Genomic DNA, 22,148 nt, shown 5'->3' with positions numbered 1-22,148 from the left:
CCCGGCGGAACCGACCGGGGCGTAAAATCGTACCGCTTCGCGGAGTCCCCCTACAGGACGTCGCCGATCCGCACGGGCTCGCCGTCCAACTCGGGCTCCTCGGCGACGATCTGTAACACCTCGTGGTCGGTGACGTCGCGGAACCCCTTGCCGGTCGCCTCCTCGATCAGGTCCTTCTCCAGCTCGAACTCGGTCCCCTCGTAGACGACGTCGACGCCGTCGTCGGTGAAGGTCAGGTCGGTGCTCATGGGCCGTCGTAGGCGTCGACCGGATAAAAGGAGCGTGACACGGCCGCGGTCCGGCGCTCGCGGTGCGGCGCCCGCGGACCCTCGTCCGTCGGTCTCGCGTCGGCGAGGCGGAGTCGTTACTCCTCGTCGCCGTCGTCGTCTTTCATCTCAGAGAGGCGGCCGACCAGGTCGTCGGTGGACGCGCCGCCCTCGATGGACACCTCGCCGTCGTGGTCGTGCTCGTGGACGTTCACGGCGCCGTCGTCGTCGGTGTCAACGTCCTGATCCTTCTGCTCGCTCTCGTCGTACGATCCGAATCCCATACCGAACCCTCCCGCGCCGGACTCAAAAGGGTAGTGACCCGATGGCGGTCCGAGAGGGAGTCGCACGCGCGGCGCCCGGGATTCCGCTCGCGACCGCCGGGGGCGTCGATCCTTCACGCGCCGCGCGTGTGACGCGCGTCGGACGACCCCACACCGTTTATACGCGCGGAGGGAGTTCTCCCGGTGTGTCGCTGCGAGGAGACGGTCCGATAGAGGAGCTCGCGGTCCCGTCCGAGACGACCGTCGAGGAGCACGACCTCGTCGTCGACGGCGACGTGCTCGTCGGCGGCCAGTCGACGGTGGAGTTCGGCCTCCGCGGGCGCAACGTCGCGATCGGCGAGCGGGTGCGCGTCGGCAACGACATCGAGGCCGAGGGCGACTGCCGGCTCGACACGTGGTGTACCGTCGACGGCAACGTGCTCGTCGGCGAGGACGCGTACCTCGGCGAGCGGGTCACCGTCACGGGCCGGCTGATGGTCTCCGGAGACCTCGACATCGGCGACGACGTGTCGATCGAGGAGGGGTTCGAGGCGAACGGCTGGATCGTCATCCGCAACCCCGTTCCCACCATCGTCTTCTACTTCATCGTCCTCTCACAGCTCCTGCGGGTCGGCGAGACCGACGCGGCCGACGAGCTCGCCGAGGCGCTCGCCGACGGCGACGACGTGCGCGACCCCCTGCTGGTCCCGCGCGGCGCCGAGATATCCGACGACGCGTGGCGCGTCTCGACGCCCGCGACGGTCGGCGACGACTGCCGAATTCACGGCAATCTGCGGGCGGAATCCGTCCACGTCGGCGAGCGGAACGAGGTGTTCGGCTCGCTCCGCGCCCGCGAGGGCGTCACCGTCGGCGCCGAGACGGTCATCCACGGCGACGTCACCACCCGCGGCGGGACGGTCACCATCGAGGCCGGCGCGCGGGTGCTCGGCGACGTCTCAGCCGGCGACCTCGTCGTCCACGACGGCGCCGAGATCGACGGCTCCCTCCGGGCCCGCGGCGAGATGAAGCTGATCCAAGAGACGGAGAGTGCGACGGACGACGACGAAGCGGCAGACGACGAACCGACGGAGTCGGCCGACGACGAAACGGACACGGAGGGCGAAGAGGCCGAGAGCGACGAGGCGGACACGGAGGGCGAGAACGCCGACGACGAAGCGGACACGGAGGGCGAGGACGCCGACGACGAGGCGGACGCCGAAAGCGACGTGGAGTCGGAGACGACGGAGATGCCGGTCGACCCCGACGCCGAAGCGACGTAGCGGGCCCCGTCGATCGATTCTCGGACCGCCCTACCGCTCGGGAGCGACGCCGACGAACACGTCCTCGTGGAGCCGCTCGCAGACGACGTCGGCGAGCGTTCGGAGGTTCTCGGTGTCCTCGCGGTTGTACGAGACGAGCGTGTCGAGCGCGTCGGCGTCGCCGCGCTCGTACTCGCGCCAGAGTCGGACCGCGTCCCGCCCCGAGATGTCCGGGCGGTCGCGGTCGATCCCGATCTCCTTCTCGATGGGCTTTAGCCCCCCGGAGAGCCCGATCCGCTTGCAGGGGTACATCAGGTCGAGATGGGGCGTGTCGACGTCGATCCCGAAGGAGGTCTCGAGGAAGGGGACGTCGAAGCGCGCGCCGTTGAACGTCGCGAGCAGGCTCGCGTCGGCGAACCGCTCGCGCAGGCGGTCGGCGGTGAGGTCGTCGCCGGCGACGAGCGTCGTCGTCTCCCCGTCGCGGTGGAAGCTCACGGTCGTCACCCGGTCGCGGTGCTCGTCCAGGCCGGTCGTCTCGATGTCGAAGAAGCAGGTCTCCTCGCGGAAGTTCTCGTAGAGCCGCCAGCGCTCCCCGCTCGGGAACGCGCGGTCGAAGTAGGCCGCGTCGCCGTCGTCGAGGCGCGTCAGGGCCTCGGCGATGAACGACTCGATCCGGTCGGCGGTGGTCGAGCCGACGCCCGCGACGTCGACCGCGGGGTCGAACTCCTCCCACGCGGTGACGCCCTCGCGCCAGAGACGGCGCTCCGTCGTCTCGCCCACTCCCTCGACCGGGATGAAGCTGTTCTCGATGCGCATACCCGACCGCGGCGTCGCGCGGGCAAAAACCCGACGGGAGGCGACGGGATGAGAGAACGGCAGGCGGCCCGGACGGGGACCGACGGCGAGGCCGACCGCTGCTTAAGTATCGGCGGCGCCAACTCCCGCCATCAATGTGCGGCCGCTATACGCTTTTCACACCCGCCGCCGACCTCGAGGCGCGGTTCGGCGCCGACTTCGGCGGCGTCGAGCCCAGCTACAACTGCACTCCCGGCCAGGAGCTGCCGGTGATCGCCGACGAGGACCCGACCGCCGCGACCCGGATGGAGTGGGGACTGACGCCCTCGTGGGCCGACGAGTCGTTCGGCCTGATCAACGCTCGCGCCGAGACGGTCCGCGAGAAGCGGAGCTTCGCCGACGCCTTCGAGCGGCGGCGGTGTCTCGTCCCCGCCGACGGCTTCTACGAGTGGGTCGACGGCGGCGGGCCGGACGGAGACAACGAGCGAGGCGACCCCGGGAAGACGCCCTACCGCGTCGCGTTCGAGGACGACCGTCCGTTCGCGATGGCGGGGATCTACGAGCGGTGGGAGCCCCCGGAGCCCGAGACGACGCAGACCGGGCTCAGAGCGTTCGGCGGCGGGTCGGACGACGGCGGCGAAGGCGACGGCAACGACGGCCCCGCGGAGACGTTCACTATCGTGACGACCGAGCCGAACGACCTCGTCGCCGAACTCCACCATCGGATGGCGGTGATCCTGGATCCTGACGAGGAGGAGACGTGGCTCCGCGGCGACGCCGACGAGGCCGCCGCGCTGCTGGATCCCTACCCGGCCGACGAGCTGACGGCGTACCCGGTGTCGACGCGGGTGAACTCGCCCGGAGTCGACGCGCCGGAGCTGATCGAGCCGGTCGACTGAACACCGCGTCCTCGACGGTGTCGGCGTGTCGGACGGGGAGGCGGAGTCCGGGGCGGAGTCCGGAGCGGTCGACCGCGGAGCGCGGTCAGGCCGCTAGCGAGATGTCCAGGTACAGCATGATGACGACGCCCGCCATGAGCCCGAGCGTCGCCACGCGTTCGTGACCGCTCCGGTGCGTCTCGGGGATGATCTCGTCCGAGATGACGAACAGCATCGCTCCAGCGGCGAACCCCATCGCGTACGGCAACAGCGGCTCCACCACCGTGACGGCGACGGCTCCGAGCACCGCCAACGGAATCTCGATGACTCCGGCTCGTACCCCGGCGATCGCGGCGTACAGTCGGCGGTCGAGGTCGGCGTTTATCGCCGCCACGGAGACGGCCAACCCCTCGGGAATGTTCTGGAGGCCGATGGCGAGCATCAGCGACAGCGCGCCCCCGAGCCGCGCCGGGTCCGTCCCGGCCGCACCGAACCCCACGCCGACGGCCAACCCTTCGGGCATGTTGTGTAGCGTGATGGCGAGGATGAACAAGACGACGCCGGTCAGCCGCTCGTCGGTGACCGGAAGCGTCTCGTTCGGCTTCGCCGCGTCCGTTCGACGGGAGCCGGTGAGGAGGTAGTGCGCGTGGGGGACCAGCGCGTCCGCGCGGTCGAGAAACAGCGCGCCGATCCCCACGCCGATAAGCGTCGGGACCGGATTTCCGCCCGAGTACTCCTCGATGCCCGGGAGGATGAGGCTGGTGAACGCGGCGGCGAGCATGACGCCGGCCGCGAATCCGAGCATCCCGTTGAGGGACCGCTCGGACGGGTCTCTCCAGACGAGAACGAGCGACGCCCCGAGGAGATTCATCGCGGCGATGACGACGCCGCCGACGAGCGCCTGCATCACCGGTGACGTCCCGGCGACCCGGACGAACACCTCCGTGAGTTCGAGCGCCATCGTCTGCCGGTACATCAGATTGAGCTTATAAATACCCACCGAGGTACCGAGGGAGTCGGTCTTCGGCGGCTCTGCGACGGTGGGAGCAACCTTTTAGTTCCTATCGGATAAATGAGGTATAGATGCCCTCCCCCCTCCAAGCAGGTCTTCCCGGCGGTCCGGAGCTGATCGTCGTCCTCTTACTCGTCGCGGCGCTGGCCGTGCCGTGGGCGCTCGCGTCGCTGCTCGTCTACCTGGACGCGACGGATCGGAACAGCCGCCACGCGCTCGCGTGGACGCTCGGCGCGTTTCTCGGCGGCGTGGTCGTCTGGGTCCTCTACTTCGCCGTCCGCGACGAGGTCGGTCCGAGCGGATCGGTCGTGCACGGCCGCCCGTGATCGCGGGGTGACGGGGCTCGCGAGCGGCGCCGCCGAGTCGTGGCGGAACCGACCGCCACCTCAGGGCGCGACCAGGTCGACGACCGTCTCGTCGTCGACGACGACGTTGTACGCGCCCTCGTCGTCGTTCCAGAGCACGAGGCCGTTCTCGACGAACACGACCGCGCCGTAGTCGGCCCGCCGGAGGTCCTCGTTGAGCGCGGTCTCGCGCGTGCAGACCAGGTAGTGGTCGACCGTCTGCGAGCCGTCGCCGACGCGGTAGAGGGCGTTGTCGCCCGCGCTGAGGTCGTGGCTGAGCTTCACCGCGAGCAGGTTCACGCGGTCGGTGACGTGGTCCTCGGAGTCCGCCATCCGCGCGCAGCGGCCGTCGCTCGCACGGACGTCGACGCGGCGCTTCCCGTCGGGACGGAGGATCGCGTACGCGAACTGCACGTCGACGTTGACGAACTCGCCCGGCTCGTCGGTCGACCCGCGCTCGGCCGCCTCGTCGAGCCGCCGCTGGAAGGGGGGCACGTCGAGGTCGTCGGCGACGTCGAACGACCAGCCGCCGTCCGAGGGGGTCGCGTCCGGCCAGAGCCGGAGCGTGGGCGAGTACGTCTCGACGCCGCTCGTCGGCGTGACGACCGCGCGCTCGATCTCCCGGAGCCCCATCGCGGTGTTGCGGTCGGCGGGCGCGAAGGCGACGACGCTCCCGTCGTCGGCGAGGCGAGCGAGCGCGGCCTCGACGACTGCGACCGGGTCCGCGAGCTCCGAGAGGACGTTCCCGAAGACGACGAGATCGAAGGGGTCGTCGGTCTCGGCGGCCGCGGAACCGCCGCCGTCGACCCCGAGGAACGACTCCGCCGTCGTCTCGTGAATCGTCGGCCGGAAGTTACGGCCCGTCTCGTCGAGCAGGCGATCGAGCACGTCGGCCGCGGCGCTCGGCTCGACGGCGTGGTAGTCGACGACGGCGTCGTCGGGCAGGTAGTCGTGGAGGCCGAGCGCGGGGCCGCCCACGCCCGCGCCCACGTCGAGGACGCGGAGCGTCCGGTCGAGCAGCCCGTTCTCGACGAGGTCGTCGAGGACGTACCCGACCGTCGCGTAGTAGGCGGGGAGGTGGTAGATCGCGTACCCGAGCGCCGCCACTCGGTCGTACTCGACGTCGTTCTCGTAGAGGTAGTCGGTCTTCAGCCGCCGGACCGCCTCGCGCAGCTCCGCGCCCGACTCGCCGCGGTGCCAGTTCGCGCCGAACTCGGCGACGAGGAGGTCTTCGAGGGCGAACGCGTAGGACTCCGGGAACGCCGTCGGCGCCCAGCCGGGATCGGGGATCGGCCCCTCGGGGACCGGCTCGAAGCTCCCGTCGTCGCGCTCGCGCAGCCGGAGGTCGAACGCCTCCTCGCGGAGCGTCTCGCGGACGACCGCCGGGTGCGGCGTCCCCTCGACGTACTCCGCGATCTCCTCGGGGTCGATCGGTCTGACGTTGCGCAGGTAGTTGGCGTTGTTCCGGACCGCCTCTCTGTCTATCATGGGTGGGTCACTCGTCGTCCGCGTCGGGGTCGCGTCGGCTCACTCGTGCCGCTCCCGGCCCTCGCGGTCGCCGCGGGCCGCCTCGTACAGGTCGGCGAACGCCTCGGAGTCGGCGTCGGCGATCTCGCGGGCCGCCGCGGCCACGTCGTCGGCGCCGTCGAAGGCGCGCTGGATCTCGGCGTACACCTCGGGCGCGCCCTCGGTGACGGTGTCGGCGACCTCGTCGAGCGCGGCCGAGACCGGGGTGTGGAACTCCTCGCGCACGTCGTCGCCCGCGAGCCGCCACGCGAGGACGGCCGCGTGCGCGCCGGCCTGCACCGTCTCCATCGCCCGGTCGTGCTCCGCGGCCGTCGTCTCGAACACCTCGTTGCCGCCGGCCTCGATCGCCGCCGCGATTCCCTCGACGACCGGGCCGCCCTCGTCGACGACGCAGGCGACGTTACCGGGGACGCGCGGCGGCGCGAACAGGGGGTGGAAGCTCGCGCGTTCCAGGTCCGACGCGTGCTCGCGCATCGCCGCGATCGCGTCGGTCATCTCGCCGGAGACGTCGAGGATCGCCCGCTCCGCGCGGGGCGCGTACGCCTCGACCGCGGCCGGGACCGCCGACATCGGCACCGCGAGACACACCGCGTCGTGGGTCGTGTCGCCGTCGGCCGGCACCGCCCTGGCGTCGCGCGAGGCGGCGGCGTCGCGGGCCACGTCCGGGTCGCGGTCGGCGAACGCGACCGTCGGGTCCACCGGCGACTCGTCGGCCGACACCGTGTCGGCGATCCACCGGCCGATCTCGCCCGCGCCCACGACGAGTAGGTCCATCGGTTGCCCGAACGGAGGGCGCGCGAGGCTTAAAAAGGCTCGACTCGGGCGGCGGGCGCTACTCCACGAGCGTCGCTACTCCGAGGTCGACCGCTCGGCGCCGCCGCGGAGCCCGAGGAGTCCCTCACCAGGCGCGAGCGCCCGAACGGCCGGGAACAGGGCCAGTGCGATGGCGAGCTCCAGCCCGCCGACCGCGAGGAACGCCGGGGTGTAGCCGAACGCGTCCGTGGCGCCGCCGCCGACGAGGAAGCCGGCGAGGAAGCCGAGCGAGCCGAACACGTTGAACAGCCCCATCGCCGCGCCGCGGGCCTCGGGCTCGACGAGGTCCGTGACGAGCGCCATCGTCGCCGGCGCCATCAGCGCGCCGCAGACCCCGACGAGGACCATCAGGCCGGCCGCGAGGGGGTACGTCGGCGCGACGCCGACCCCGATCGTGACGACCCCGTACGCCACCGAGCCGACCACGACGGGGAGGAACCGGCCCACCCGGTCCGACAGCGACCCGAACGGGGACTGGAGCAGCGCGAACGGGACGAAGAAGAGCGCGAGCGTCGCCCCCGCGCCGGCGGCCGAGAGGCCGAACGTCGCGGGGTCCTGGAAGTAGTAGACGCCGACCAGCGCGAAGAAGCCGGCCGTGAGCCGGTCGACGAACCCGAACGCCAGCGGGACGAGCAGTCCCCGGGTCGTCCGCGCCCGCGAGAGCACGTCGCGGAAGCCGGCGTCTCCGGCGGCGCCCTCAGCTCCGTCAGTACCCGTCTCGCTCCCCACCGCTCGGTCGTCGACGGTCGCCGCGAGCAGGCCCGCGCCGGCGAGCACCGCCGCCCCGGCGTACACGGGGTAGAAGGGGTCGAGGTCGGCGAGCGCGCCGCCGACCACGGAGCCGACCGCCGCGCCCAGCCCGATCGCCGTGCCGGCGGCGCCCATGTTGCGTCCGTTGCCGCCGCGGAGGTCCATCAGCGACGTGATCGCGAGTGAGAACGCGCCGATCGTGAGCGCCCCGCCGACGACGCGGACGGCGAGCGCCGCCCGGAAGCCGAGGCCGATCTCGGGCACCGCCGCGAGCGCGACGTACGAGGCGGCCCCGCCGAGCGCGCCGGCGACGATCAGCGGGACCCGCTTTCCGAGCGCGTCGCTGAGGGCGCCCCAGACGACGGCGAAGGAGACGAACGCGCCGAACTCCGCGACGAGGAACCACATCCCGGCGTCGATGCCGGCGGGCGCGCCGAGCGCGACCACGAGGCTCGGGACCCCCGGGTAGAGTAGGACCTGCGATATCAACACCGCGAGCACGACGGCGCCGAGCAGGCGTCGCTCCCCGCGGTCCTCGTCGCTCATTGACTTATAAATGGAGGCGGACGGACAAAAGGCCGACGCACGGGCGGACGGCGGCACCGACCGGGCCTGCGCGCGCGCCGAGGGCCTCCGGTTACAGCGCCGATTCGATCGCGGCCGCGACCGTCTCCGCGCGGTAGTCGTCGGTCGGCTCGCCGTTCACGAAGATTGTCGGCGTCCCCTGAACGCCCATCGACTCGCCCTCGCTCCGGTCGCTCATCGAGGCCTCCTCGTACGCCACGAACTGCGCGTCGGCGATGGCGGCGCAGGGGTCCGCGCCGGCGGCGTCGGCGGCGGCGCCGATCGCCTCGCCGCTGTAGCTGCCCTGCGACTCGAACGCCGTCGAGGCGAACTCGAAGAACGCCTCCGGACCCTGACGCGCGCCCACGCCGCGGGCGGCGCTGGCGACGGGGACCGCCCACGCCTCGTTGACGGGGATCGGGAAGTCCCAGTGCTCGTAGCGCACCTCCCCGGGAGCGACGTACTCCTCGCGGATCGCCGGGAAGTGCTCCAGCTCGTAGGTGGCGCAGTGACCGCAGGTGAAGTCCACGAACGACTGCACGACGACGTCGGACTCGGGGTCGCCGATGACGGGCCGGAACTCCAGGTTCGGGTCCGTCGGCTCGGCGAGGTCGCAGTCGTACTCGCCCGTGTCGATCGAGTTGCTCCCGCCGCCGTCGCCTCCGCCGCCGAGACACCCCGCCGCGCCGACGACGCCGACCGACGCCGCGCCCGCGAGCAGGGACCGCCGCGTGCGTTCCATATCGTCCGCTGGGGTCGGCGCGCACTTAACGACTCCGCGACCCGACCGCGGCGCTCGGCCTCCGACGCGGCCGCACGGGTCCGAACGTTTTTGCCGTCGCCTCGCGACCCTGAGGTATGAGCGACTGGGACCTCGACTTACGCGACGCCGAAGAGCAGATGGACGAGGCGATCGCGGCGGCCGGCGACGTCGTCCTCGGCGTCCTCGACGGCACGACCGACCCGGAGGAGTGGGTCCGCAGCGTCGACTACGGCAACACCCTCGTGCTGTCGATCGACGGCGACCTCAACGAGCTCGCCGCCGGATTCGCCCGCGAGGTGAAGGACATGGGCGGCGAGCTGATGCACTTCCGCGGGTTCCTCGTGGTCACCCCGCCCGGGGTGGGCATCGACACCGACCGGCTGAGCGAGTAGGTCGCGTCCGCCGCTTCCCACTCGGGGACCGTCCCCCCGTACGCCCCTGCCGCGTTTTCGGTGGTTGACAGGAGCAAAAGAAGTATGCCACCGGGGTGAGACGGGGGTGATATGAAAGCCGTCGTACTCGCGGGGGGATACGCGACCAGACTCTGGCCGATCACCGAGCACCGTCCGAAGATGTTCCTGCCGGTCGGCGACAACACCGTCATCGACGAGATCTTCGAGGACTTCGAGGCGGACGACCGCGTCGACGAGGTGTTCGTCTCCACCAACGAGCGCTTCGCCGACACGTTCGACGAGTACCTCACGGACAGCCCGTTCGAGAAGCCGACGCTCTCGGTCGAGGAGACCGTCGAAGAGGACGAGAAGTTCGGCGTCGTGGGGGCGCTCGAACAGCTCGTCGACCGCGAGGGGGTCGACGACGACCTCATCGTCGTCGCCGGCGACAACATGATCAGCTTCGACTTGGCCGAGTTCGCCGACTTCTTCGAGTCGAAGGGGACGCCGACGCTGGCCGCCTACGACGTCGAGGACCGCGAGCGCGCCAAGTCCTACGGGCTCGTCGAGCTCGACGGCGACGAGGTCGTGAACTTCCAGGAGAAGCCCGACGACCCGAAGAGCACGCTCGTCTCCATCGCGTGTTACGCGTTCCCGGCGGAGACGCTCCCCGACCTCTCGACGTACCTCTCGGACGGGAACAACCCCGACGAGCCGGGCTGGTTCCTCCAGTGGCTCCAGGGGCGCGGCCCGGTTCACGCGTTCACCTTCGACGGGGCGTGGTTCGACATCGGCACCGCCGACAGCTACCTCGACGCGGTCGAGTACGCCCTCGACGGCGGCACGCTCGTCGCCGACGACGCGACCGTCGAGGGCTCCGACCTCGGTGACGTGGTCCACGTCATGTCGGGCGCGACCGTCACCGACTCGACGCTCGACCGCTCGGTCGTCTTCCCGGACGCGACGATCACCGACTCCGAGATCCGCAACTCCGTGATCGACGAGGGCGTCACGCTGGAGGGCGTCGATCTGTCCGGCGCGCTGATCGGCTCGTACACCTCGATCACCGACGGCGACGACTTCTGACCGACGGCGACCGAACCGCTCGTCGCGCGGCGCTATTTGCGTTCCGACTACTCGCCAGCCGAGGCGTCGGCCTGTTCGTGTGTGTGATGATAACAGTCGAGCTCGGGGCCGCCGCCGTCGCTCGCGGGGTCGAAACACACCCGCCGGTACCGATCGTTGTCGAGGAGGTTGACGACGAACCCGTCCGCGTGGCGGGACACGGACTCGTAGGGGTCGCCGCAGGCGGGGCAGGTCGCGGGCGGGTCCTCCGGAACGTGCATGGTTGGCGCGGCGCCTCGCGCGTCGGGAGTACGGGACAGACGAGTAAAACGGATCCGGCGGTCGCGGCCCGACCGGTCGGCGTCGTTCCCGCCGTCGATTCCGCTACGACCCGTTCACCCTACGACCCGTTCCCGCCGTCACCGGTCCCGCCCTCGACGCCGAGCGCGTCGAACAGCTTCCGGCGGACGGCCTCCTCCGTGAGGTGCAACAGGGTGTCGCGGTTCTCGCCGCTCGCCTCGATACCGGTGAAGATGCCGAGGGGGATCGAGAGCGACCCCTGCGTGGAGTGGCCGGCGGCGTCGCCCATCTCCGAGAACGCCTCGTCGAGGACGTTGCCGATGTTCAGGCGGATGTCCTTGGAGCGCGCGGCGAGGTAGATCGTGTCGTCGGCGATCCCGAGGACGGCGGTCGTCGTGATCCCTTCCAGGTTGAGCAGGTGTTGGGCCGCCTGCGCGAGCGCCTCGCGGTCCCTGATGAAGCCGGCCGTCGAGAAGAGGTGGCTCCCCTGTACCTCGCGGTTCTGGATCGCCTCCGCGAGCACGTCCAGCGTCTCGGGGCTCATCGACGGCGACTCCACCTGTTCGAGCGTGTCGTGGTTCGCGAACGGGTGGAGGTAGGCGGCCGCCGTCAGGTCCGCCGGCGTCGTGTCCCGCTTGAAGTCGAGCGTCTCGGCGCGGATCCCATAGAGGAGCGCCGTCGCGACCGCCTCGGTGGGCGACTGGTCGAACTCCTGGAGGTACTTCGTGAGGATCGTCGACGTCGAGGAGACGTTGGTCCGCACGTCGACGAACCGGGCGTCGAACGGGACGTCGGCCTCCAGGTGGTCGATGTACACGTCGATCTCGACGTCGAAGTCGAAGCCGTCGTCGGCCGACTTCGCGAGGTCGACCGCGGCGACCGTCTGGTACTCGGAGAGGTCGGGCGCGTCCGACCGCGCCACGAGGTCGATCCCGAGGAGGTTGACGAACGCCCGGTTCTCCTGGTGGCCCACGTCCCCCGAGTAGAGGATGTCGGCCTCGACGCCGAACGCGTCCGCGATCGCCTGGAGCGCGGTCGCCGACGCGATCGAGTCCGGCTCCGGATTGTCGTGGGTTAAGATCGCCATCCGGCCGCCGCCCTGCTCGATGATCTCCGCGAGCTGGCGGGCCATGTACTCTAACTCGCCGGTCTCGAGCGACTGCAGGGCGCTGTCGGCGATCACCGTCGAGGGATTGATCACCACGTCGGCGCCGCGCTCGCGGAGCTCGTCCTCGCTGACGGGGTCGGAGGCGCGGACGACGACGTAGTGGTCGCCGCCGACGTCGCGCACCGCCGAGACGGCGGCCTTGTTCGCCTCGACGTCGCTGGCGAGGATCAGCACGATGTCGCGGTCGTCGAGCTCGTCGACGACGTCGGGCTCGGCGATGTCCTGCACGCGGGCGTTGAGGTCCTGGTCGCGGAGCGCCTCGACGCGGCTCTCGTCGCGGTCGAGGATGAGGACGTCCTTGCCGCGGCTCGTCAGCTCCTCCGCGACCGCGTGTCCGACGCTGCCACAGCCGAGGATCGCGTATCGCGTCCGCGCCGATCCGGATGCCCCACTACTCATTGCACGTGATTTCCCCGGGACGACACTTAACGGGTGCGCTCTCCGCGTGGGACGGTCAAGGCGGGAACACGGAAACGAGACGAGCGGACGGGACGCGTGCCGTCGCGCCGCCTACTGCGCCGCGACGTCCGACGACTCCTCGACCGGTTCCGGATCGACCGATTCGCGGCCCGCGCGCCGCCGGTTGCGGATGAGCCCGACGACGAGCATCGCCGCGCCGACGCCGCGAGCGATCAGCTCGTTCGTGACCGAGTAGAGGCCGACGTCGACGCCCGCGAGCCCCAGGGCGGCGCTGGCCGGGAGCAACACCATACCGGGCACCGACAGCAACACCGCGGCGACGATGAGCGAGACGCGCGAACCCGAGCGCACGTCCGTGTGGTAGTACCCGATGATCGCGACGCCGAGCGCGTAGACGCCGGCGAACACCGCGAGGATCGGCGCCGCGACCTCCGGCAGGAAGAAGCCGAGGTCCCCAACGTCTGCGCCCGTCAGGATCGACCCCTGTCCGTCGGTCGTGCGGAGCAGGAGGATCCCCGGCGAGAACACGAAGGCGAAGGGGACGAGGATCTTGTTCAGCGACAGCAGGAACGCCTGCTTGCCGGTGTCGAAGGGGTCGGACTTCGCGATCCCGGCCGCGGCGTACGCGGCGACCATCACCGGGGGCGTCACGTCGGCCATCAGCCCGAGGTAGAGGACGAACAGGTGGACCGCTAAGATCGCGATCCCGAACTCGGGGAGGACCGGACCCAGCAGCACGACGATGATGATGTACATCACCGTCGTCGGCATCCCCATCCCGACGATCACGGCCGCGAGGCCGGCGAGGATCAACAGGAGGACGAGCGACCCGCCGCTCACGCTGATGATGAGCGCCCGGAGGCTCCCCCCGAGTCCGGTGATGCCGATGACGCCGGGAATGACGCCCGCGGCGGCCACCGCGACGACGACGATGGTCGCGGTCTTCGCGCCGGAGTCCATCGCCTTCAGCACGAACGCCCCGAACTGGCCGGCCCGCGAGTCCGCGACCTCCAGACCGGTCCGCTCGTCGAACCACGTCGCGGCGCCGACCACGTCGTCGTCGAGGTCGAGCAGCGGCGCGTCCCCGCTCGGGTCCGCCAGGAGGAACGCGAGGCTGATCGCGGTGACGACGGTCGGGAGCGACGCGGCCGCCGCCCCGAGCGCGGCGGTGATTCCGAGGTCGACCGGCTCGGCGCCGTACAGTACGCCGACCGGCGTCCGCCCCGCGTAGAATAACGAGACGGCGAACAGCGCGTAACCGGCGGCGATGCCGCCGACGAGGTACGTTCCGGTCCGCTCGTTGTAGGCCGCGACCATCGCGATGAGCGCCACGGTCGCGACGATCGTGAGCCATCCGGCACGCCCCACCGAGAGCCGGGCGATCACGAGGTAGTGCAGGAGGAGCGCGAGCGGGACGAGGTAGAACCACCCGCGGCGCATGTGCGGGCCCATGTCCAGCAGCTCGGACCGCTCCAGTCCGCCGATCCCGCGCTTGGCGGCCTCGAAGTGGACCATCACCCACATGCCGAAGAAGAAGGCGATGGCGGGCAGCGTCGCGGCGATGACGACGTCCCGGAACGGCGTTCCGGTGTACTCGACGATGAGGAACGCGGCCGCGCCCATCACCGGCGGCAGGATCTGACCGCCGGAGGAGACCGACGACTCGACGGCGCCGGAGAACTCCGGCGAGTAGCCGGAGCGCTTCATCAGGGGGATCGTCAGCGCGCCCGTCGTCACGGTGTTCGCGACCGACGACCCGGAGAGCATCCCCATGAAGCCGGAGGCGACGACGCTCGCCTTGGCCGGGCCGCCCTTGCGCGTGCCCGTGATCGAGTACGCCAGGTCGATGAACCACTTCCCGGCCCCGGACATCTCCAGGAACGCGCCGAACAGGATGAAGATATAGATGAACCGAACGGAGACGCCCACCGGGACGCCGAGGATCCCCTCGACCGTGTACCAGAGGTTCTGGACGATCTGGTTCCAGCGGAGCTGCGAGGTGGCGAAGGTCCGCGCAACCGGCAGGTCCCGCGGCAGGAGGTAGCCGTACTTGGCGTACAGCAGGAAGAGACTCACGAGCAGCGTGAGCAGCAGGCCGAGCGCCCGCCGCGTCGCCTCCAACACCAGGAGGATCGCGAGCACGCCCATCAGATACGCGAGGCTGTAGTCGGCGAGGAAGCCGAGCTCCAGCGCCGCGAGCCGCGGAACGACCTCGCCGAGCGTCCCCGCGCCCCCGAGTCCCCGCACGCGGATGACGTCCGTGATCTCGTCGTACTGCGTGACGTAGTAGATCGTCGGGAACGTCGAGAGGAGGATTAACAGGAGGTCGGACGGGGTGATCCGCGTCGACTCCTCGTCGACGAAGGCCCACCAGACGGCCCCGCGGACCGCCTCGGCGGCCCGAGTCGCCGGCGAGTCGCCGACGCGGCTCCGAACCGCCGCCGGAAGCGCTCCGATCCGTCGTGTGACCGCCCCCGACCCGGTCGATCCGGGGAACAGGAGAAACGCCATCACGAGCGCGAAGTTCACGTGGATCGCCCGGATCTGCAGCGACGCGAGCGACGCGAGTTCGACGACCCCGAAACCGGGGACCGTGAACTCGAAGACGAACCCGCGCGCGCCCAGCCACAGCTGGAACGACGAGAAGAGGATCCCGACGACCGCCACGGCGATCAACGGGATCCCCGTCAGCGACCGCCGGTTGTCGATCTCCTCGAAGACTTGGTCCGCCTCGTCGCTCTCATCCGGATCCGGTTCGACCGCGTCAGATGTGTTCGTCGTCACAGTTGTGGTGTCCTCCGGTGTGTGTCGCGTCCGCCGCGCCGTGCGTCCGCCGCGCGGCAAGGGGTCGCCCTCGCGACCCGTTTCAGCGTCGTTCGACAGTCAGTTCGACCGCGCCGTCGTCGCTCATGGCCGCGATGTCGTACCGCTCGCCGCCGACGATCAGGTCGTGGTCGGCGACCGATCCCGTCTTGAGATGAAGCGTTTCGTACGTCGTCGACGGCGGGTCGTACACGTACCGCCCGTCGCGCTCCGTCACGTCGGCCTGCGACGGGAGCCCGGCGCCGAACGAACTGAACTCCATCCGCGTCATGACGAGCCCGTCGTCCGACGCGACGTACACGTCGCAAACGAGCGTCTTCTCCACGCTGTGGGTGTACTCGATCGCGATCTCAGTCTCGTCGCCGACGGGGGCGGCGAGCAGTTCCGCGCCGTCGTCGTCGGTCACGACCAGGGTCCGTTCCCCGGTTCCGGGGTCGGCGCCGCCGAGGGCGACGCCGGCGAGGATCGCGAGCAGTGCGAGGACCGCGGCGCCCGCGACGAGGAGCGACCCGCCGTCGATCGCCGTCGCCCGCGATCCGGGAGTCACGCTACTCGAAGTAGCGGGCCGCTCCCTCGTGCAGTTCGATCGACATGCCGTCCTGCGCCGAGTCGGCGGAGATGAAGTCCGTCTTGATCGACAGCTGGTCGAGGTTCTCGAAGATGGCCTCGGTGACCGCCTCGACGGTGTCCGCGGAGAACTCCGACCGCGTCGCGATCATCGCCTGGACGGAGACGGTGTCGACGTCCTCGTCGATGCCCTCGTAGGTGCCGGCGGGGATGGTGTCGTCCGCGAACCAGGAGGCGTCGTCACGGGCCGCCTGCCGCTCCTCGTCGGACATGTTGAGGATCTGTACGTCGGTCGTCGTCGCGAGCTCCTCGACCGCGCCGACGGGCCAGCCGCCGACGACGAACGCGGCGTCGACGTCGCCGTCGCGGAGCTGGTTGGCCGCCTGCGTGAAGTCGGTGTTCTGCTCGTCGAAGTCGTCGGTGGTGAGTCCGCCGGCCGACTCGAGGATCTGGAGCGCGTTCACCTGCGTCCCGCTGCCGAGGTCGCCGGTGTTGACGCGCATCCCCTCCAGGTCGGAGAGCGAGCTGACGTCTGCGTCGGGGTTGAGCAGGACGTGGATGGTCTCCGGATACAGCGTCGCGACGCCGCGGAGGTTCTCCACCGGGGAACCGTCGAACGCGTCGAGCCCCTCGCCGTTGCGGGCGAAGTAGGCGATGTCGTTCTGGATCAGCGCGAAGTCGGCGTCGCCGTTGCCGAGGCTGCCGACGTTCTCGACGGACGCGCCCGTCGAGGAGACCTCGACCGGGAAGTCGGTCTGGTCCTCGATGATCCCCTCGAACTCGCCGGACAGCGGGAAGTACGTCCCGCCGGTGCCGCCGGCGTGCCAGCGGATGACGTCGCCGCCGTCGCTCCCGTCGCCGCCGTCGCCGCCGTCGCCGGAACAGCCGGCGATTCCGACGACGCCGGCCGCGGCCGCGCCTCGGAGGAGTGTCCGCCGGTCGATCCGGCCGTCGATTTGATTGTCTAACATACGACAGTTGATACACAACAGGAGTTGATAACGGTTTCCCATGAGACCGTCGCGCTCGCACGCGATCGCCGCTCGGTCCCAACGGTTCGCGGCGTGACCGACGTCTCGGGCGGCGTCGAATGAAAAGGCCTTTTACCTCGTCAGGGGTAGAATTCGGTGAGGGCCGGTAGCTCAGTTAGGGAGAGCGACGGACTCTTAATCCGTCGGTCGCGTGTTCAAATCGCGCCCGGCCCGCTTCTTCATCGAGCGATTCCGAGTCGCGCGGATCGCATGACGGCACCCTGACCGATTCAGGTCCGTCGCATTTGCGGGTAGATTTCGTTCGGTGACCGAACGGTCCCCCCTCACGTGTGGCATCTACGATCATAGCCCGCTCCCACTTCGGTGTAACGTTGTTTCAAATTCAACATACTACGTAGGCCACTCGGTCATTTTGAACCGACCGACGATCGGTCTGATCTCGGTTTCTATTCGACTGTGACAGTCGGTGACTAGTTGTGAGTCTCTGTTGAAACCCTCGGTAGACGCTGTATTCTACCGCGGTCGCGTTCCTTGAGCTCGGTCGAGGAATGGTCGATAACGTTTTATAGTGATCATCTGTTCCACGCCATGTGCCACCGATACGCCCTCTCAATGATATCACCGTTGTCGAACTCGGCCAGGTTGTCGCAGGCCCCTTTGCGACGATGACGCTCGGCGATCTCGGTGCCGAGGTGATCAAGATCGAACCGCCGGGACGCGGTGATCTTGCCCGGAGCGTCGAGCCGGCACCGGAGTATTTCGATACCGTCAATCGTAACAAGCGAAGCGTCGCCCTCGATCTCAAATCCGAGTCGGGACAGGCCGTCGCGCTCGACTTGCTGGCGGAGGCGGACGCATTCGTTGAAAACACCAAGCCGGGGCGTATCGACACGTTCGGGCTCGATCTCGAGTCGGTACGCGCGGTCAACCCGGAGATCGTCTACTGCACCATCACTGGGTTCGGCGCGGAGAGCCCTTACGAGAACGTTCCGGCCTTCGACATGATCATCCAGGCGATGAGCGGGATCATGGCGCTGACCGGACGCGAGGGCGAAGCGCCCCTGTGGTCGGGGCTCCCGAGCGGCGACCTCGCGGCGTCGATGTACGCAATTCAGAGCGTTATCGCGGCTCTCTACGCACGGGAGGCCGGAGAGATTGACGGCGAGTACGTCGAAGTGCCGATGCTCGACGCGGCGATCTCCTGGTTATGCTCACGGGCGGCGTACACCTTTCGCCACGACGAGCCCCGCCCCCGAACGGAGCGACATACCGGGATGGCGCCGTTTGGCCCCTTCGAGTGTGCCGACGGGCGGATCGTCGTCGCCGCGGGCACTGACCCGCTCTGGCAGGAGCTCTGTACAGTGATCGATCGCCCCGACCTCGCGGCGGACGACCGCTTCGGATCGATCGCCGATCGGCTTGAGAACCGCCCGGCGCTGATCGACGAGCTCGACGCGACGTTCGCCGAGACGTCCCGCGAGCAGTGGCTCGAGCGACTCCATGATCGACAGGTTCCCGCTGCCCCGATCTACGATACGAAGGAGGTCTGGGAGGACGAACACGTCCTACAGCGGGGACTGCGAACGGCCATGTCTCGGACTGACGCTCCCGACGCCGACGTTATCGCTCCGCCCGCACGCTTCGAGCGACTCACTTCGGATTGTCGCGACCCACCGCCGGAGCTCGGCGGCGATACCGACGCTATCCTGACCGATCTCGGATACGACGAAGCGGCGATCGACCGCCTCCGATCCGAGGGGGCTGTCGAGTGACCGTCGGCGAGTAACGAGCGGTGGCGCGTCGTGTTACGGTTTCTCCGTTTCGTTCATCCACTTGATGGCCGCTCCTACCCCTTCCTCCTCGCGGATCTCGAAGAATTTCCGTCCGGGACCGGTCTGGTGAGAGAGCGTCGCGAGATAGCCGCTGTTTCTGACCGCCGGTCGGTACCCCTGCGTCTCGATCACGTCGTTGAGCATGTGCTTCGTGATTTGGACGGTCGCTCCGGGCGTCTTCTTTATCGCCTCGACCTCGGCCAGCGCCTCGTCCATCAGTTCGTCGTGCGGGACCGTTCGGTTCACCATCCCGATGCGTTCGGCCTCCTCGGCGTCGATCGTCTTGCCGGTGTACATCAGCTCACGAGCGTGCTTGATTCCGATGACGAAGGGGTAGATCAGGGACAGCGACAACCCGCCCATCCGGACGCCCGGGTAGCCGAACGTCGCCCGATCGCTCCCGATCGTGAGGTCGCAGGTCAACGCCAGATCGCTCCCGCCGGCGAGCGCCGCGCCGTTGACGGCCGCGATTACCGGAACCGTGAGTTCGTGGATCGTCGTGAAGAGCGGCAGGATCTGCTGTTGGCGCTCCAGGCCGTCCTCGACGGTCGGCACGCCTTCCTCGTTTGTACCGCCGGATTCCGAGAGGTCGTATCCGGAGGAGAAGGCGTCGCCGTTGCCCGTGATCACGACCGCCCGAACCCCGTCGGCCTCCTCGGCGGCCTCCACCGCGTCCGCGAGTTCGACGACCAAGGCCTCACTCAGCGCGTTTTTCTTTTCCGGGCGGTTCAGACGGAGTATCGCCGCGCCGTTAGTGATCTCGTATTCGACGAGCCTGTCTTCGGACATTCTCGGAAGATCGCCGGGTCACCTAATCAAAACAGCGGTGTCTGTTACGCTTACGGGGTTCGCCATCACGGCCGTCGGTGAGCCGCCCGTCCGGACGGCGGGAGGCCTCACCGGCGGTCCGAGCGGCACCGATCACTCCAGAAACCGCGACTCGACGTCTCCGGACGGCATCATGCACCGATCCTTCTCGCCGAACCACCGGTATCGGTGGTCGGCGACGAAGTCATAGATCCGGTCGCGGACCGATCGGGGAACGTACCGGAACGGAGAGAGAAGCCGATACGCACCGCCCAACCCCGTCGCGATCTGGATGATCGCCGACGACTTCACGTAGCTCTCTCCGTCTTCGATCAGGACGACCGATTCGAGTTCGTCGCTCGGGAGGTCGTGTTCGGCAAGCAGCGCCTGTCCGACGTCGGACTGGAGGGAGGCGAAGCGGTACTTCGCTTCGTCGTCGCGGGGGAGTATGAACTGCACGAATCCGCTACAGAGGTTACAGACGCCGTCGAAGAGGACGATCGCGTCGGCGTCCGGGGGCTCTGCGGCCATGGCGACGAAGTACGCGGCCGCCCCAGTTCACGCTTTCGGTCACCGCGGTCCGGTCTCCTCTCGCCGGCGGGAGACCCGACGAGGGTCAAACGAACGTTTCAACTTACAACAAGCTTATGCCGGCTGAACTGAGATTCCTGCTGAACTCTCCGCTACGAAATTATGGAACGAATGCCCTCCACCGCCACCGCTCGGTCCCGACTCTCGAACGGCCTCAGTCGACTCTCCGCGGCGCTCGCCGCGCGCGTCGCGGTCGATCTACGCGCGCTCGCCGCCTTCCGGATCGGGCTCGCGGCGCTGTTGCTCGCCGACCTCGCGCGGCGCTCGCGCTCGCTGACCGCCTTCTACACCGACTACGGCGTGCTCCCCCGGCGAGCGTTCTTCTCGGACTACTCGACGAGCCAGACGCTGTACGCGCTCTCGGGCGAGCCGTGGGCCGCGGCGCTGCTGTTCGCCGTCGCCGGCGCGTTCGCCCTCGCGCTGCTCGTCGGGTACCGAACGCGGCTCGTGACGGTCGTCTCGTGGCTGCTGCTGCTCTCGCTGCACGCCCGGAACCCGATGGTGTTGAACGCGGGCGACAGCCTGCTGCGCATGCTGCTCTTCTGGGGCGTCTTCCTCCCGCTCGGCGCGCGCTGGTCGGTCGACGCCGCCCGGCGGGCGGACGCGCGGGTCGAGACGGGATCGGACGCCGATTCCGCGGCGGAAAGCGGCGTCGGGCCTCGGGCGGAGAGCGACGCCGCGTCCGAGACGCCGGGTCCGAGCGGTCCCGCCGTGGCGAGCGTCGCCACGATGGCGGTCCTGCTGCAGATGCTACTGATGTACGTGACGAACGCCGTCCACAAGCGGGAGGGCGACCTCTGGATGAGCGGCGAGGCGGTCGCGTACGTCATGCAGGCCGACCACTTCACCTATCTGCTCGGCAACCACGTCGCCGATTTCCCCGGCCTGTTGCGCGCGCTCACGGCCCTGTGGATCGGGCTCCTGTTCGCGTCGCCGCTGCTGCTCCTGCTCACCGGGGTTCCGCGCGCCGCGATCGCCTCGCTGTTCGTCGGCATGCACCTCGGGATGGCGGTCACGATGCGGATCGACCTGTTCCCGATCGTCGTCGTCGTCGGCTTCATTCCGTTCTTCCAGACGCCCGCGTGGGACGCCGCCGAGCGCGCAGTCGCCCGTCTGGGGTGGTCGAGGTCGCTCGCGCGCTGGCGCGCCCGCCTCGAGTCCCGGGCGAGAGCCGTTCCGTCGCTTCCCCGACGCCCGTCGCTCCCTCGACGCGAGTCGTTCGCCCGCCCGACCGCGTCGGAGCGCCTCGACGGCCTTCGCAGCGCGGACCTCACCGCGGGCCTCGCCCGCGGACGCGTCCTCTTCTCGACGGTCCTCCCGTACGTCTTCCTCGTGTTGATCCTCCTCTCGGGCGCGCAGGCGGTCGACTACGCCGAGGTCCCCGACCCCGGCGAGGACGTCTTGGACGCCGTCGAGATGGACCAGTCGTGGCGGATGTTCGCCCCCGACCCCACCCACACGACGCGGTGGTTCGTCGCGCCCGGAACCCTCGAAGACGGGACCGAGCGGGACGTGCTCAGAGACGCGACGGTCGATTTCGATCGCCCGCGGCGCGCGGAGACCACCTACCCGACTTCGCGCTGGCGCAAGTACCTCACGAACGTCTACTCCGCCGACAACGAGAACCACCGCTCGTACCTCGCGAACCACCTCTGTGAGGAGTGGAACCGGACCCACCAGACGGGCGTCGAGAACGTGACCGTCTACCAGCGGTACGAGCGGACCGACCCCTACAACGGAACCGTCGAGGCCGGGGGCAGGGTCGAGCTGATCGAGTACGACTGCTCGGGCGAGTTCGTCCAGAACGAGTGAGGTCGGACCGTCTGGACGGGCGCGGAGGCGATCGCTCGCGTCCGCCGACCATTGGTAATCCCCCACGTCACGCGATTGGCGGCCAGAGAGGGCGCTGCGATGCTACTACTGATAATTGGGGTTGTAGATTTTTATTCTTCACCGT

General features: G+C 69.4%; 21 protein-coding genes, 1 tRNA gene and 1 pseudogene. 8 read left to right on the top strand and 15 right to left on the bottom strand.

The features are described 5' to 3' along the window. Nucleotides 1-50: 50 nt before the first annotated feature. Together B4V04_RS02065 and B4V04_RS02060 are read right to left on the bottom strand one after the other, a co-directional pair. Nucleotides 51-248, bottom strand: a complete 198-nt coding sequence (locus B4V04_RS02065) for a DUF5800 family protein (protein ID WP_144798661.1) — start codon at nt 246-248, stop codon at nt 51-53. A gap of 116 nt (nt 249-364) precedes the next feature. Further along, nucleotides 365-550: a DUF5786 family protein gene (locus B4V04_RS02060; RefSeq protein ID WP_144798660.1), complete on the bottom strand. Its 186-nt coding sequence runs from the start codon at nt 548-550 to the stop codon at nt 365-367. 185 nt (nt 551-735) lie between these two features. Here B4V04_RS02060 and B4V04_RS02055 point away from each other — a divergent pair, with 185 nt between their 5' ends. Then, a complete protein-coding gene (locus tag B4V04_RS02055; RefSeq protein WP_498228735.1) occupies nt 736-1,809 on the top strand; it encodes a polymer-forming cytoskeletal protein in 1,074 nt (357 codons plus the stop codon). Nucleotides 1,810-1,839: 30 nt separating this feature from the next. Here the strand turns inward: B4V04_RS02055 and B4V04_RS02050 are convergent, their stop codons facing one another. Next, on the bottom strand, nt 1,840-2,604 hold the full coding sequence (locus tag B4V04_RS02050) for a ribonuclease H-like domain-containing protein (protein WP_498228733.1): 765 nt from the start codon (nt 2,602-2,604) through the stop codon (nt 1,840-1,842). 134 nt (nt 2,605-2,738) lie between these two features. Here B4V04_RS02050 and B4V04_RS02045 point away from each other — a divergent pair, with 134 nt between their 5' ends. Then, entirely contained in the window at nt 2,739-3,482 is a 744-nt protein-coding gene (locus B4V04_RS02045) for an SOS response-associated peptidase (protein WP_498228731.1), read from the top strand. A gap of 85 nt (nt 3,483-3,567) precedes the next feature. Here the strand turns inward: B4V04_RS02045 and B4V04_RS02040 are convergent, their stop codons facing one another. After that, nucleotides 3,568-4,422, bottom strand: a complete 855-nt coding sequence (locus tag B4V04_RS02040) for a ZIP family metal transporter (protein ID WP_498228729.1) — start codon at nt 4,420-4,422, stop codon at nt 3,568-3,570. 122 nt (nt 4,423-4,544) lie between these two features. On the opposite strand from B4V04_RS02040, the gene B4V04_RS02035 reads away from it, so the two are divergent. Beyond that, on the top strand, nt 4,545-4,799 hold the full coding sequence (locus tag B4V04_RS02035; protein WP_498228727.1) for a hypothetical protein: 255 nt from the start codon (nt 4,545-4,547) through the stop codon (nt 4,797-4,799). A 60-nt stretch (nt 4,800-4,859) separates the two neighbouring features. Here B4V04_RS02035 and B4V04_RS02030 read toward each other — a convergent pair whose 3' ends face one another. From B4V04_RS02030 to B4V04_RS02015, 4 genes are all read right to left on the bottom strand, one after another. Next, the gene (locus tag B4V04_RS02030; RefSeq protein WP_498228726.1) at nt 4,860-6,305 is read right to left on the bottom strand and encodes a small ribosomal subunit Rsm22 family protein; all 1,446 of its coding nucleotides are present in this window, start codon (nt 6,303-6,305) and stop codon (nt 4,860-4,862) included. A gap of 39 nt (nt 6,306-6,344) precedes the next feature. Then, entirely contained in the window at nt 6,345-7,118 is a 774-nt protein-coding gene (locus B4V04_RS02025) for a prephenate dehydrogenase (RefSeq protein WP_498228724.1), read from the bottom strand. 75 nt (nt 7,119-7,193) lie between these two features. After that, on the bottom strand, nt 7,194-8,453 hold the full coding sequence (locus B4V04_RS02020; RefSeq protein ID WP_498228722.1) for an MFS transporter: 1,260 nt from the start codon (nt 8,451-8,453) through the stop codon (nt 7,194-7,196). Between the two features lie 91 nt (nt 8,454-8,544). Beyond that, complete coding sequence (locus B4V04_RS02015) at nt 8,545-9,213, bottom strand: thioredoxin domain-containing protein (RefSeq protein WP_498228720.1); 669 nt, start codon at nt 9,211-9,213, stop codon at nt 8,545-8,547. 116 nt (nt 9,214-9,329) lie between these two features. Here B4V04_RS02015 and B4V04_RS02010 point away from each other — a divergent pair. Beyond that, a pseudogene (locus B4V04_RS02010) lies at nt 9,330-9,623 on the top strand (DUF5779 family protein); the annotation flags it as partial. Between the two features lie 114 nt (nt 9,624-9,737). Beyond that, nucleotides 9,738-10,712, top strand: coding sequence for a nucleotidyltransferase family protein (locus B4V04_RS02005; protein WP_498228718.1), 975 nt, complete (start codon nt 9,738-9,740; stop codon nt 10,710-10,712). Between the two features lie 47 nt (nt 10,713-10,759). On the opposite strand, the gene B4V04_RS02000 is transcribed toward B4V04_RS02005, so the two are convergent. The 5 genes from B4V04_RS02000 to B4V04_RS01980 form a co-directional block, all read right to left on the bottom strand. Then, on the bottom strand, nt 10,760-10,972 hold the full coding sequence (locus B4V04_RS02000) for a DUF8145 family protein (RefSeq protein WP_498228716.1): 213 nt from the start codon (nt 10,970-10,972) through the stop codon (nt 10,760-10,762). 119 nt (nt 10,973-11,091) lie between these two features. Beyond that, nucleotides 11,092-12,558 carry a DHH family phosphoesterase gene (locus tag B4V04_RS01995; RefSeq protein ID WP_498228714.1) on the bottom strand — a complete coding sequence of 489 codons (1,467 nt, stop codon included), beginning with the start codon at nt 12,556-12,558 and terminating at the stop codon, nt 11,092-11,094. A gap of 111 nt (nt 12,559-12,669) precedes the next feature. Further along, complete coding sequence (locus B4V04_RS01990; RefSeq protein ID WP_498228712.1) at nt 12,670-15,363, bottom strand: TRAP transporter permease; 2,694 nt, start codon at nt 15,361-15,363, stop codon at nt 12,670-12,672. Between the two features lie 82 nt (nt 15,364-15,445). Next, entirely contained in the window at nt 15,446-15,949 is a 504-nt protein-coding gene (locus B4V04_RS01985; RefSeq protein ID WP_498228710.1) for a DUF1850 domain-containing protein, read from the bottom strand. Between the two features lies 1 nt (nt 15,950). Then, nucleotides 15,951-16,940, bottom strand: a complete 990-nt coding sequence (locus tag B4V04_RS01980; RefSeq protein ID WP_498228708.1) for a TAXI family TRAP transporter solute-binding subunit — start codon at nt 16,938-16,940, stop codon at nt 15,951-15,953. Nucleotides 16,941-17,100: 160 nt separating this feature from the next. Here B4V04_RS01980 and B4V04_RS01975 point away from each other — a divergent pair. Together B4V04_RS01975 and B4V04_RS01970 are read left to right on the top strand one after the other, a co-directional pair. After that, nucleotides 17,101-17,174, top strand: a tRNA-Lys gene (locus tag B4V04_RS01975). A 377-nt stretch (nt 17,175-17,551) separates the two neighbouring features. Next, nucleotides 17,552-18,733 carry a CaiB/BaiF CoA transferase family protein gene (locus B4V04_RS01970; RefSeq protein ID WP_498228706.1) on the top strand — a complete coding sequence of 394 codons (1,182 nt, stop codon included), beginning with the start codon at nt 17,552-17,554 and terminating at the stop codon, nt 18,731-18,733. A gap of 33 nt (nt 18,734-18,766) precedes the next feature. On the opposite strand, the gene B4V04_RS01965 is transcribed toward B4V04_RS01970, so the two are convergent. Both B4V04_RS01965 and B4V04_RS01960 read right to left on the bottom strand, forming a co-directional pair. Next, a complete protein-coding gene (locus B4V04_RS01965) occupies nt 18,767-19,582 on the bottom strand; it encodes an enoyl-CoA hydratase/isomerase family protein (RefSeq protein ID WP_498228704.1) in 816 nt (271 codons plus the stop codon). 132 nt (nt 19,583-19,714) lie between these two features. Beyond that, complete coding sequence (locus B4V04_RS01960) at nt 19,715-20,131, bottom strand: thiol-disulfide oxidoreductase DCC family protein (protein WP_498228702.1); 417 nt, start codon at nt 20,129-20,131, stop codon at nt 19,715-19,717. Between the two features lie 162 nt (nt 20,132-20,293). Between B4V04_RS01960 and B4V04_RS01955 the strand changes: the two genes are divergently transcribed. After that, entirely contained in the window at nt 20,294-22,003 is a 1,710-nt protein-coding gene (locus B4V04_RS01955) for an HTTM domain-containing protein (protein ID WP_498228700.1), read from the top strand. Nucleotides 22,004-22,148 lie beyond the last annotated feature (145 nt).

The organism is Halorubrum sp. B52 (assembly GCF_059752555.1).
Note: the sequence above shows the minus strand (reverse complement) of the source record. Positions and strands in the feature narration are given on the sequence as shown.

Bases quoted from the DNA above. Each gene is read 5' to 3' on its own strand.
- B4V04_RS02025 (WP_498228724.1), bottom strand. From the start codon at position 7,118: ATGGACCTACTCGTCGTGGGCGCGGGCGAGATCGGCCGGTGGATCGCC.
- B4V04_RS01995 (WP_498228714.1), bottom strand. From the start codon at position 12,558: ATGAGTAGTGGGGCATCCGGATCGGCGCGGACGCGATACGCGATCCTC.
- B4V04_RS01955 (WP_498228700.1), top strand. From the start codon at position 20,294: ATGGAACGAATGCCCTCCACCGCCACCGCTCGGTCCCGACTCTCGAAC.
- B4V04_RS02015 (WP_498228720.1), bottom strand. From the start codon at position 9,213: ATGGAACGCACGCGGCGGTCCCTGCTCGCGGGCGCGGCGTCGGTCGGC.
- B4V04_RS02060 (WP_144798660.1), bottom strand. From the start codon at position 550: ATGGGATTCGGATCGTACGACGAGAGCGAGCAGAAGGATCAGGACGTT.
- B4V04_RS02030 (WP_498228726.1), bottom strand. From the start codon at position 6,305: ATGATAGACAGAGAGGCGGTCCGGAACAACGCCAACTACCTGCGCAAC.
- B4V04_RS02040 (WP_498228729.1), bottom strand. From the start codon at position 4,422: ATGGCGCTCGAACTCACGGAGGTGTTCGTCCGGGTCGCCGGGACGTCA.
- B4V04_RS02035 (WP_498228727.1), top strand. From the start codon at position 4,545: ATGCCCTCCCCCCTCCAAGCAGGTCTTCCCGGCGGTCCGGAGCTGATC.
- B4V04_RS02065 (WP_144798661.1), bottom strand. From the start codon at position 248: ATGAGCACCGACCTGACCTTCACCGACGACGGCGTCGACGTCGTCTAC.
- B4V04_RS02020 (WP_498228722.1), bottom strand. From the start codon at position 8,453: ATGAGCGACGAGGACCGCGGGGAGCGACGCCTGCTCGGCGCCGTCGTG.
- B4V04_RS01980 (WP_498228708.1), bottom strand. From the start codon at position 16,940: ATGTTAGACAATCAAATCGACGGCCGGATCGACCGGCGGACACTCCTC.
- B4V04_RS02000 (WP_498228716.1), bottom strand. From the start codon at position 10,972: ATGCACGTTCCGGAGGACCCGCCCGCGACCTGCCCCGCCTGCGGCGAC.
- B4V04_RS02005 (WP_498228718.1), top strand. From the start codon at position 9,738: ATGAAAGCCGTCGTACTCGCGGGGGGATACGCGACCAGACTCTGGCCG.
- B4V04_RS02050 (WP_498228733.1), bottom strand. From the start codon at position 2,604: ATGCGCATCGAGAACAGCTTCATCCCGGTCGAGGGAGTGGGCGAGACG.
- B4V04_RS02045 (WP_498228731.1), top strand. From the start codon at position 2,739: ATGTGCGGCCGCTATACGCTTTTCACACCCGCCGCCGACCTCGAGGCG.
- B4V04_RS01965 (WP_498228704.1), bottom strand. From the start codon at position 19,582: ATGTCCGAAGACAGGCTCGTCGAATACGAGATCACTAACGGCGCGGCG.
- B4V04_RS01960 (WP_498228702.1), bottom strand. From the start codon at position 20,131: ATGGCCGCAGAGCCCCCGGACGCCGACGCGATCGTCCTCTTCGACGGC.